Annotated in this window: 8 protein-coding genes; 6 read left to right on the top strand and 2 right to left on the bottom strand. The window is 61.9% G+C overall.

Features of this window, described 5'->3' with window-relative positions:
* Positions 1–11: 11 nt before the first annotated feature.
* Positions 12–887, top strand: coding sequence for a LysR family transcriptional regulator (locus KGB27_RS21015; protein ID WP_223413862.1), 876 nt, complete (start codon positions 12–14; stop codon positions 885–887).
* Positions 888–993: 106 nt separating this feature from the next.
* On the opposite strand, the gene KGB27_RS21020 is transcribed toward KGB27_RS21015, so the two are convergent.
* Positions 994–1,716, bottom strand: coding sequence for a pirin family protein (locus KGB27_RS21020; protein WP_008032862.1), 723 nt, complete (start codon positions 1,714–1,716; stop codon positions 994–996).
* 327 nt (positions 1,717–2,043) lie between these two features.
* Here KGB27_RS21020 and KGB27_RS21025 point away from each other — a divergent pair, with 327 nt between their 5' ends.
* Both KGB27_RS21025 and KGB27_RS21030 read left to right on the top strand, forming a co-directional pair.
* Positions 2,044–2,994: a GlxA family transcriptional regulator gene (locus KGB27_RS21025; protein ID WP_223481944.1), complete on the top strand. Its 951-nt coding sequence runs from the start codon at positions 2,044–2,046 to the stop codon at positions 2,992–2,994.
* 176 nt (positions 2,995–3,170) lie between these two features.
* Positions 3,171–4,655 carry an ATP-binding protein gene (locus KGB27_RS21030; RefSeq protein ID WP_223453046.1) on the top strand — a complete coding sequence of 495 codons (1,485 nt, stop codon included), beginning with the start codon at positions 3,171–3,173 and terminating at the stop codon, positions 4,653–4,655.
* Here KGB27_RS21030 and KGB27_RS21035 read toward each other — a convergent pair.
* The gene (locus KGB27_RS21035; protein ID WP_223556201.1) at positions 4,620–7,424 is read right to left on the bottom strand and encodes an ATP-binding protein; all 2,805 of its coding nucleotides are present in this window, start codon (positions 7,422–7,424) and stop codon (positions 4,620–4,622) included. The genes KGB27_RS21030 and KGB27_RS21035 overlap by 36 nt on opposite strands.
* 318 nt (positions 7,425–7,742) lie before the next feature.
* On the opposite strand from KGB27_RS21035, the gene KGB27_RS21040 reads away from it, so the two are divergent.
* From KGB27_RS21040 to KGB27_RS21050, 3 genes are all read left to right on the top strand, one after another.
* Positions 7,743–8,318, top strand: coding sequence for a flavodoxin family protein (locus KGB27_RS21040; RefSeq protein ID WP_008032866.1), 576 nt, complete (start codon positions 7,743–7,745; stop codon positions 8,316–8,318).
* Between the two features lie 31 nt (positions 8,319–8,349).
* A complete protein-coding gene (locus KGB27_RS21045) occupies positions 8,350–9,174 on the top strand; it encodes an alpha/beta fold hydrolase (RefSeq protein ID WP_008032867.1) in 825 nt (274 codons plus the stop codon).
* Positions 9,175–9,246: 72 nt separating this feature from the next.
* A complete protein-coding gene (locus KGB27_RS21050) occupies positions 9,247–10,689 on the top strand; it encodes a catalase (RefSeq protein ID WP_008041156.1) in 1,443 nt (480 codons plus the stop codon).
* The last annotated feature ends 135 nt before the right edge of the window (positions 10,690–10,824 follow it).

Raw genomic sequence — 10,824 nt, forward strand, 5'->3', positions numbered from 1 at the left:
TGGAGAAACCTATGAATTGGGATGACGCCAGGGTGTTTTTGGCCGTATGCCGGGAATCGACGTTACGTGGCGCGGCGCGGGTGCTGGGGGTCGATCAGGCCACCGTCGGGAGGCGGATCACGGCACTGGAGAAGTCCTTGAGTGCGACGCTGTTTCTGCGCACTTCGGAGGGATACGCGCTGACAGCCGTCGGTGAAGCCGCGTTGAAAGCCGTGGAGAAAATGGAGCACTCCGCACTGGAGATGCAGCGCCAGATTCAAGGGCTCGACGACCGGCTGACCGGTATCGTTCGGGTCAGCACCACGGACTCCATGGCCATCGACTTCCTGATCCCGGCGATTGCCCGCTTGCACGCACAGCACCCCGACGTGCGCGTGCAACTGGATGCCTCGACGCAGATTCTGAGCCTGTCGAAACGCGAAGCCGACATCGCCGTGCGCAACACCCGGCCAGACAACCCGGACCTGATCGCCCGACGCATCGCGCGTTGGCCGGTGGGCCTGTTTGCCTCCCGGGAGTATGTGGACACCCACGGTGTGCCGGCGCCGGGTTCGGCGTTCGAGGGGCATGATCTGGTGGTGTATCAGCCGTATTTGCAGAACAACAAAGACATCACGCTGGTCTCGGAACCGTTGGGGCGCGGGCGCATCGTTTCGAGCCTGAGCTCCAGTCTGCTGGTGCGCCGGGCGATTGCCGCGGGGATAGGGCTCGGGGAAATTCCGGTGTACATGGGGGAGCGCGACGGGCTGGTCAGGCTATGGCCGGAACGCACACGGCCGGTGCCGTACGACATATGGCTGGTGACGCACGAGGACTTGCGGCATACCGCGAGGGTGCGGGTGGTGATCGATGAGATTGTGGCGGGGTTTGCGGGGACAGGGGAGTGACGGCTGAAAGATCGCCACCTCACTGCGCTCGACAGCTCCTACAGGGATTTGCGTGTACCTGTAGGAGCTGTCGAGCGCAGCGAGGTGGCGATTACTTCACACCGGATTACGGCATTTCAGGCAATTCCTGAGGACGCAGGTCGAACACCAGCACTTCGGCATCCACGCCGTTGCTCAGGGTCAGCAACTGTTCATCGCGAACCCGCACGCCATCGCCTTCCTGCAATTGCAGGCCGTTGAGTTCGACGCTGCCACGCGCCACATGCACGTAGGCATAACGATTGGCGGCCAGTTCCAGCGTGGCGCTTTCCTTGCCATCGATCAGGCCGGCATACACCCGCGCATCCTGGCGCACCTTCAGCGAACCGTTTTTCCCCTCGGGGGAGATGATCAGTTGCAGGCGCCCGCGTTTCTTCTGTGTATTGAAATGCTCTTGCTGATAGCGCGGTTTGGCGCCGCTGACGTCCGGCACGATCCAGATTTGCAGGAAGTGCACACCACGGGTCGCCGAGTGGTTGTACTCGCTGTGTGCCACGCCGCTGCCGGCACTCATCAATTGCACGTCACCGGGGCGGATCACCGAACCGGTGCCCAGGGTGTCCTTGTGTTCCAGGGCACCTTCAAGCACGTAGGAGAAAATCTCCATGTCACGGTGCGGGTGCTGGCCAAAGCCTTTGCCTGCCGCGACGCGGTCATCGTTGATCACCAGCAGGTCGGAAAAACCCTGCTCTTTCGGGTTGCGGTAGTTGGCGAAGGAAAAGGTATGGAACGACTTCAACCAACCATGATTGGCCAAGCCGCGATCGGAAGCTTTGCGAAGGGTCAGCATGATGAAATCTCCTGTGGGGACGTTGATTCGTCCGAGTGAGGAGAAGGTTAATGTTTATCCTGTAGTGCAATAAGTAGATGAAAATTGAAATACTGTCCCGTTTTAGTTGACAATAATAAGCAGACTGATCCCCCCGCACTTGGCCATAATGCACAGCACAGCCTTCATGCCGTACACGTAACCTTGTAGGAGCCGGCTTGCCGGCGATAGCGGTGTGTCAGTCGCTAACAATATCGGCTGATGTACCGCCATCGCCGGCAAGCCGGCTCCTACAGGGGGTACGTGTTTGGCCAGTATTCTTTTTTTGATTTCAGTGATTTTGAACCCATGAAAACCGTGGCAATGGTGCTGTTCCCTGATTTTCTCCTGCTCGACATGGCCGGGCCCATGGAGGTGTTTTCCATCGCTAATCGTTATCTGGAACCGGCCGAGCGTTACGCGTTGTCGACCATCGGCACCGAGCACGGCGCGTTGCGTGCCTCCAACGGTGTCAACGTGCAGGCCGATGTGCATATCGATCAGGCGGATCAGGCGTATGACCTGTTGCTGGTGCCGGGCGGCCCCGGGGCCTACAACGAAAAACACCCGCCGTTGCTCGGCTGGCTCAAAGGTGCGGTTAAGCGGGCCGGACGTTATGGCTCGATCTGCACCGGCGCATTCGTGCTCGGGAATGCCGGCCTGATTGATGGCTACCGTGTCACCACCCACTGGCATTACACCGAACGGCTGATCAAGGGGTTCCCGAAGGCGACGGTGGAGACCGATCAGATCTTTGTTCAGGACCGCAACCTGATCACCTCCGGCGGCGTCACTGCCGGCATTGACCTGGCACTCGCGGTGGTGGCCGAAGACCATGGCAAGAAAGTCGCCCAGGACGTGGCCAAGGTGTTGCTGGTGGTGATGAAACGTCAGGGCGGACAGGCGCAATTCAGTCCGTTGATGGCGACGGTGGCCCCTCACGAAACACCGGTGACGCGCGTGCAGAATTATGTGCTCGACCACCTCGACGAAGCCTTCAGCATCGAGCGCATGGCCGGCCTGGCCACCATGAGTCCGCGTCATTTCGCCAGGGTGTTCGCCCGGGAAGTGAACATGACGCCGATGGAATTTCTCCAGAGCGCACGTATCGACTGTGCGAGAAATCTGTTGGAAACCAGTGACTTGCCGCTCAAGACCGTGGCCTTCAAAAGTGGTTTTGGCAGTGTGCGGCACATGCGGTTTCTGTTCAGTGAAAAACTCGGGTTGACCCCGTCCCAGTACCGCGAACAGTTCAGCTAGAGCCTTTTTGTCCGTTCTGCGCACCGTGATGGCCGTGACGCTCCCACCGTGACCGTTGTTCCGTCACCAAGGCCTGCGAAGATACCCGTGAACTCTTTGTAATGGAGGCGCGAGCCTGGCGCGCAATGGAAATGACAATCCGTTGAGCCGCTTAGGGTTTGCGCACGTGGACCTGCATGAACAGCGTCAGTGATTTGAACAACGAAGCGGTGCTGCGATTCGGCCCTTATGCGTTTCACCTGCGGCAACGGCTGATCCTCGATGGGGACCGGCCGCTGCGCATGGGCGGGCGGGCCCTGGATATCTTGCAGGTGCTGGTCCAGCGTGCGGGCAACGTGGTCAGCAAGGACGAGCTCATCGCACTCGTCTGGCCGACTTCGGTGGTCGAGGAGATCAACCTGCGCGTGCATATCGCCGCGCTGCGTCGCGCATTGGGCGACGGGCAGGACGGGCAGCGCTACATCGTCAACATTCCCCAGCGCGGTTATAGCTTTATCGCGTCCGTGCAGCGGGTGCCGGCGAGTACGCTGGCCTCGATCGAAACGGTTCAGAAACCTCAACACAATCTGCCCGCGCGCCTGTCGCCGGTGATCGGGCGCGATTCGCTGGTCGGCAGTCTGGTCCGCCAGTTACCGGTTCGGCGCCTCATGACCCTGACCGGTCCCGGCGGCATCGGCAAGACCACCGTGGCGTTGCGGGTGGCCGAACTGCTCTTGCAGCATTATCAGGATGGGGTCTGGCTGGTGGATCTGGCGGTGATCGATGACCCTGCGCAGGTGGTCGATCATCTGACCCGGGCGCTTGAGCTGGGCGTCGGAACCACCCTGGAGACATGGGCGCAACGTCATGCGTTATTGGTGCTCGACAATTGCGAGCACCTGCTCGAACGCTGCCGGACACTGGTCGAGGACCTGCTGATGGCGGCGCCACGCCTGTCGATCCTGGTAACCAGTCGCGAGCCGCTCCAGGCGCAGGGGGAAACGGTCCAGCGTTTGCCGCCACTGGCGGTGCCTCCGGCTTCGGCGTTGCACAGTGTGGCCGAAGCGATGGGCTATTCGGCGGTGCAACTGTTCGTCAGCCGTGCCCGTGCTCGTCAGCAAGGCTTTGTGCTGCGCGAACAAGACCTCAAGGTCGTGCGCGAAATCTGTCGCCGGCTCGATGGTCTGCCCCTGGCCATCGAACTGGCGGCGGCGCAGATTGATGCGTTGGCGCTGGTGGGCCTGCAAGCTCAACTGGACAATTGTTTTCAGCTGCTGACCCAGGGCCGGCGCACCGCCGTGCCCCGGCATCAAACCTTGAAAGCGGCGCTGGACTGGAGCTATGAGCAACTGAGCCCGCTGGAGCAAACCGTGTTGCAGCGCCTGTCGGTGTTCAAGATGGCCTTTACGCTGGATGCCGCCATTGGCGTGATCAGTTGCGCGGCATTGCTGCCTGCCCGCTTGATTGAAGGGGTGGAAAGTCTGGCGCTCAAATCGTTGCTATCGCTGGAGCAGGGCGGCGGACTGGCCCGCTACCGTTTCCTCAACACCACCCGCACCTACGCCCTGGAGAAACTCGAGGGCAGCGGTGAATTGCGCACCGTTGAAATGCGTTACGCCCGCTACATCAGCCGAGCGCGGTGGGTATCAAGCGGGCACGTGGCGCTGCAACTCGTCGAGTAAACGGCGGACTTTCGTCAGGTCCGGTGTGGCAAAACCTTCGGTGAACCGGTTGTAGATCGGTGCCAGCAGCGTATGGGCTTGCCGGTGCCGGCCCTGACGCTGCCAAAGCTGTGCCAGCGAGGTAGCGCTGCGCAGTTCCCAGGCCAGGGCGCCCTGATGGTTGGCGACGTTCAGGGCCCTGATCAGCAAGGCCTCGGCCGCGTCGGTGTTCAACGGGCACTCTTGCGCCAGAAGCGCCTCAGCCCTGGCTCGCAGGATCTCCGCCGTGTTCCAGCCCGCGATGCCGGTATCTGCCCGTTGTGACAAGTCGTCATCGACGAAACCGGTGTCCAGCGTCACCATGATGTCCTTGATCAACCCCTCGCCCGGCAGAAGGGAGGAGCGCAGCTCGGTGTGGTCGATCACCTGTGCGTAGTGCATGGCCCAGGTGTAGAACAGCAGCACCGAGTGTTTTTGCGCTTGTTCCAGCAGCAGTCGCAAGAGTTCGCGCGCGGTGCGGGTGTCGCCGTTGTAGTGGGCGATCAGGCAACCGGCCAGCGCCAGGGTGTAGCAGATGGACGTGCCGTGGTTGATCTGCATCGCGATGTCCAGCGCTTGCCGGGCGGTGCGCCACGCCTGTTCCGGCCGGCCTTGCAGCCAGAGGATGCGCGCCAGAATGGTCAGGGCGGCGACGCTCTGGTCGTACTGCACGCCAAAACCGTGGGTGAAGCGGTTGAGGTGGCCGCTCTGTGCCATGCGCTGCAGCACCTCTTCGGCATTCACCCGCGCCTGTTCCTGATTCCCGGCAAAGTGCAGCGCCAGCACCCGCAAGCGGTGGGTGCTGAGGGACAACACTTCATCGCCGTGCAGCCCCAACCGGTCGAACTGCTGGCTCTGCTCCAGGGCCATTTGATAGTTGGCACAGCAGAGGTTGACCGCCATGTGCCCGGACACCGCACGTAACTGACCGGCCACGTCGTTGCAGTGCCTGGCCAGCGTTCTGGCGCTGACGAAGGCCTCGACGGTTTCCGCCGTGCCGCCATGGGTGTGGTAGCAGGCGCTGCCGAGGGCCAGTTTGAGGGCCATTTTCAGCCGGGGGCAGGGCTCGGGCGCGGCATCCAGCAGGGCCAGCGCCTTGCGCACATACACGCCGTGCTCCTTGAGCAGCGACATTTCCTGCCAGAGTGGCGTCGATGTCGCGGTCAGGCGGATCGCCAACGTCTGCGGCCCTTGTGCGTTCAAGCCCCAATCGAGGGCTGCGCGAATATCTTCCAGACTGCGTGCATAACGCTCGATCCACGTCGCCGTCGCGATCAGCTCCCAGTCCTGCTGGGCCTGATGCATCAAGGCCAGGCAACGCTCGGCGTGGCGTTCGCGGGTGCCCGGCAGGTCGGCGGCCTGGTCGAGTTTTTCCAGGGCGTAGCTGCGCGTAGTGTCGAGCAGGCGGTAGAACACTTCTTCGTCGCCGACCTCGACGTTCAGCAGCGACTTGGCCACCAGTTGTGTGATCGAGCCAAACACCTCACAGGGTTCGATATGTTCGCCGACGATCACTGCTGCTGCCGACTCCAGGGTGAAGCCGCCTCTGAACACGCTCAGTCGGCGCAGGCAGGTTTGTTCGCAGGCACTCAGCAGTTCGAAACTCCAGTCCAACGTGGCGCGCAAGGTTTGATGGCGACCCAAGGTGGTCTGGCAGCCTTGGGTGAGCAGGCGAAAACTGCCTTGCAGTTGCGTGAGCAAGCCGCCCACGCCGAGGCCGCCGACTTGCGCCGCCGCCAGTTCAATCGCCAGGGGAATACCGTCCAGGCGCCGGCAGATTTCAATCGCCAGCGGCAGCTCGTCATCGCGCAGTTCGAAACTGTCGTGGCTGGCCATCGCCCGTTCGACAAACAACTGCAAGGCCGAAAAGCTCAGGGCCTGCGCGCGGTCGAGCACGGCAATGGGCGGCGGGCAGTCCAGTGACTCAAGACGCTGAACGAACTCGCCTTCGGCCCGCAGGCTCTCGCGGCTGGTGGTCAGAATGTGCACGTCGGGCGCGGCGCGCAGGATGCTTTCGCTCAACACGGCGATGGCGTCGAGCAGGTGTTCGCAGTTGTCGATCACCAGCAGCATCTGCCGGTCGCGCAAAAATGCGGGGAGGCCGCTCATCGGGTCGGTGTCATGCAACGACAGTTCGAGCAGCGTCGCCAGATGCGCGCTGATCATCGATGGATCGTTGATCGGTGCCAGGTCCAGCAGACGAATGCCATCGCGGTAGCGCCCGATCAATTGCTCGGCAACGCGCAGGGCCACGGTGGTTTTGCCGATGCCGCCGGGGCCGACCAGCGTGATGAAACGCTGGCGTGACAACTGGACCACCAGGCTGTCGACTAGAGACTGGCGACCGATCATGCGCGTGCGCCGCACGGGCAGGTTGTGGCCGTTCGGTGCGGGGGCTTCATTCGCCGGATGTTGCTCGATGTGCTCCAAAGAGAACGGCGCGACAAAGCTGTAGCCGCGCTGGGCCACGGTGACGATGTAACGCTGGCCGTTCTGGCCGTCGCCGAGGGCTTTGCGCAACGCCGCCATGTGCACCCGCAGGTTGATGTCTTCAACAACGCTTTTAGGCCAGACCCCGGCGATCAGTTCCTGTTTGCTGACCACATTTCCGGCGTGTTCCAGAAGGATCAACAGAATATCCATGGCACGCCGACCCAGGCGCAGGGGCTGGTCGGCCTCCATCACCAGGCGTTGTCCGGGATAGATCCGGTAAGGGCCGAAATGGATGGCCTGTTCGGGGGAAAGGGTCAACGGGTCACTCCTGCTTGCAGCCGTCTGGTACGCGGTTACCGAGCATATTCGTCAGGTTTGTTCATTCGCGCAATGCGCTGGCCAACTGACTGCCGGGTGTTCACTTGGACTGCCGGTTTACGATCCTCCCTGTTCTTTGCGTTTTTACTGGGCGCGGCGCTTGTGTAGAAGGCGCCGGGGCTTTTGGCGCGCCAGGGAAAATTAACAACGTTTAACTCGTCCTGCGTCCGGTCTACGCCCAAAACTCCAGCACCGCAACTGCTCAAACTGTAGGAGCCGTGTTGTGAAAAGGGATTTATTTGTCATGAGGACGCCGGAATGAGCAACGTGGTGGTGGTCTATCACAGTGGCTACGGGCACACACGGGTCATGGCCGAAGCCGTGGCCCAAGGTGTGGAGCGGCACCTGGGCAGTACCTGCCAGCTGATTTCGGTCGAGGACGTGGACCAGCACTGGGACCGTTTGCACAACGCCGACGCGATCATCTTCGGTGCGCCGACCTACATGGGCAGCGCCTCGGCACGCTTCAAGGGGTTCATGGAAGCCACGGCGGCGTTCTACCTGACCCAACCCTGGCGCGACAAACTCGCGGCGGGCTTCACCAATTCCGGCTGCCTGTGTGGCGACAAACTCAACACCTTGCTGCAGATGGCAGTGTTCGCCGCGCAGCATTCGATGATCTGGGTCGGCCTCGACCTGCTGCCGGCACGCTCCGGCACCGGCGTGTTCGACGGGCAACTCAATCGCCTCGGCAGTTCGCTGGGCGCCATGGCGCAGTCGAATGTCGAACAGTCCCCCGAATTCGCACCGCCCCCGGAAGATCGCTGCACCGCCGCGCACCTGGGTGAACGCGTGGCGCGGCTGGCTGAACGCCTGAGCCACTCACCGGTTTGAATCACCCCCAACCCTCCTGAGGAAACATCGCATGAGCACGTTCACCACCCGAGACGGCACCGAGATTTATTACAAGGATTGGGGCACCGGCCAGCCCATCGTCTTCAGCCACGGTTGGCCGCTGAACGCCGACAGCTGGGAATCGCAGATGATCTTCCTCGCCTCCAAAGGCTACCGGGTGATCGCCCACGACCGTCGTGGCCATGGCCGTTCCAGTCAGCCATGGACCGGCAACGACATGGACACCTACGCCGATGACCTGGCGCAGTTGATCGAACGGCTCGACCTGAAAGACGCCGTGCTGTTCGGTTTCTCCACCGGCGGTGGTGAAGTGGCGCGCTACATCGGTCGCCACGGCACCGGGCGCGTGGCCAAGGCCGGGCTGATTTCAGCGGTGCCGCCCCTGATGCTCAAGACCGAAGCCAACCCCGGTGGCCTGCCGATCGAGGTGTTTGACGGTATTCGTCAGGCGTCCCTGGTCGACCGTTCGCAGCTGTACATCGACCTCGCCAGCGGTCCGTTCTTCGGCTTCAACAAACCGGACGCCAAACCGTCGCAAGGCATGATCGACTGGTTCTGGATGCAAGGCATGACCTCCGGCCACAAGAACGCTTATGACTGCATCAAGGCGTTTTCCGAAACCGACTTCACCGAAGACCTGAAGAAATTCGACATCCCCACGCTGGTGGTGCATGGCGACGCGGACCAGGTGGTGCCGATCGAGGCCGCCGGCATTGCTTCGGCAAAACTGGTCAAGGGGTCTACGCTGAAGGTCTACCCCGGCGCGCCCCATGGCCTGACTGATACCCACAAGGATCAGCTCAACGCTGACCTGCTGGCGTTCCTCAAGGGTTGATGTGCCCACGGCGCGGGCGTAGATCCGCGCCGTTCTCGCTCCTGATGAGCCGAATCCTTCGAGAACCTGACCATGAAAAAGCTGACCAACGCCACCGGGGCACCTGTGGCCGACAACTTCAATATCCAGACCGCCGGCCCCCGTGGACCGGCGCTCTTGCAAGACATCTGGTTGCTGGAAAAGCTCGCCCACTTCGACCGCGAACTGATCCCGGAGCGGCGCATGCACGCCAAGGGTGCGGGCGCCTACGGCACCTTCACCGTCACCCATGACATCACTCGTTATACAAAAGCCAGCATCTTCAGCTCGGTGGGCAAGGAAACGCCGCTGTTCGTGCGTTTTTCCTCGGTGGCCGGCGAACGCGGCGCGGCGGATGCCGAGCGTGATATCCGTGGCTTCGCGGTGAAGTTCTACACCGACGAAGGCAATTGGGACATTGTCGGCAACAACACGCCGGTGTTTTTCTTCCGCGACCCGCTGCGTTTCTCCGACCTCAACCACGTGGTCAAACGCGACCCGCGCACCGGCCTGCGCAACGCCACCAGCAACTGGGACTTCTGGACCCTGCTGCCCGAGGCGCTGCACCAGGTGACCATCGTGATGAGCGATCGCGGGATTCCCACCAGCTTCCGTCACATGCACGGCTTCGGCAGTCACACCTTCAGCCTGATCGACCGCGACAACAAACGGGTGTGGGTGAAGTTTCATTTTGTCTGCCAGCAAGGCATCGAAAACCTTTCGGACGCGGAGGCCGAAGCGGTGGTCGGCAAGGACCGCGAAAGCAATCTGCGCGACCTTTACGAAGTCATCGAGCAGGGCAACTTCCCGCGCTGGAAATTGTGCATTCAGGTGATGGAGGAAGAACAGGCGCTCAACTATCGGCACAACCCGTTCGACTTGACCAAGGTCTGGCCGCACGCTGAGTTCCCGCTGATTGAAGTGGGCGTCATGGAGCTCAATCGCAACGCCGAAAACCACTTTGCCGAAATCGAACAGGCAGCGTTTTCGCCGGCCAACGTGGTGCCGGGGGTGAGTTTTTCACCGGACCGCATGCTCCAGGCGCGGCTGTTTTCCTATGGTGATGCCCAGCGTTATCGCCTTGGCGTGAACTTCAACCACATTCCGGTCAACGCGCCGCGCTGCCCGGCGCACAGCTACCACCGCGACGGCGCCATGCGCACCGACGGCAACCTCGGCGGTACCGCCAGTTACTTCCCGAACAGTGTCGGTGAATGGCAGGACTCGCCGGAACTGGCCGAGCCGCCGCTGCCGCTGGAAGGCTTTGCCCAGCATTATGATCATCGGTTGGAAGAGGATCATTACGAACAGCCGGGTAACCTGTTTCGACTGCTCGATCCGGCGCGCAAGCAGTTGCTGTTCGACAACACCGCACGCGCCATGAACGGCGTGCCGCAGGCGATCCGCCAGCGTCATATCGACAACTGCACCAAGGCCGATCCTGCCTACGGATTTGGCGTGGCCGAGGCGTTGGAGCGGTTGGTGCCGTTAGGGTAAAAGGCAGCAGGCTTGCCGGCGATGGCGCCTATGAAATCGCCATCGCCAGCAAGCCGGCTCCTACAGGTTTTGTGTCGATCCTCAATCCCCGAACACCCCCACAATCCCTGTAGGAGCCGGCTTGCTGGCGATGGC

It is taken from the genome of Pseudomonas sp. BF-R-01 (assembly GCF_019946615.1).
Taxonomy (GTDB): domain Bacteria; phylum Pseudomonadota; class Gammaproteobacteria; order Pseudomonadales; family Pseudomonadaceae; genus Aquipseudomonas; species Aquipseudomonas migulae.

Excerpts from the sequence above, each read along its gene's own strand:
- KGB27_RS21050 (WP_008041156.1), top strand. The coding sequence starts at position 9,247 with ATGAAAAAGCTGACCAACGCCACCGGGGCACCTGTGGCCGACAACTTC.
- KGB27_RS21020 (WP_008032862.1), bottom strand. The coding sequence starts at position 1,716 with ATGCTGACCCTTCGCAAAGCTTCCGATCGCGGCTTGGCCAATCATGGT.
- KGB27_RS21025 (WP_223481944.1), top strand. The coding sequence starts at position 2,044 with ATGAAAACCGTGGCAATGGTGCTGTTCCCTGATTTTCTCCTGCTCGAC.
- KGB27_RS21045 (WP_008032867.1), top strand. The coding sequence starts at position 8,350 with ATGAGCACGTTCACCACCCGAGACGGCACCGAGATTTATTACAAGGAT.
- KGB27_RS21040 (WP_008032866.1), top strand. The coding sequence starts at position 7,743 with ATGAGCAACGTGGTGGTGGTCTATCACAGTGGCTACGGGCACACACGG.
- KGB27_RS21015 (WP_223413862.1), top strand. The coding sequence starts at position 12 with ATGAATTGGGATGACGCCAGGGTGTTTTTGGCCGTATGCCGGGAATCG.
- KGB27_RS21030 (WP_223453046.1), top strand. The coding sequence starts at position 3,171 with ATGAACAGCGTCAGTGATTTGAACAACGAAGCGGTGCTGCGATTCGGC.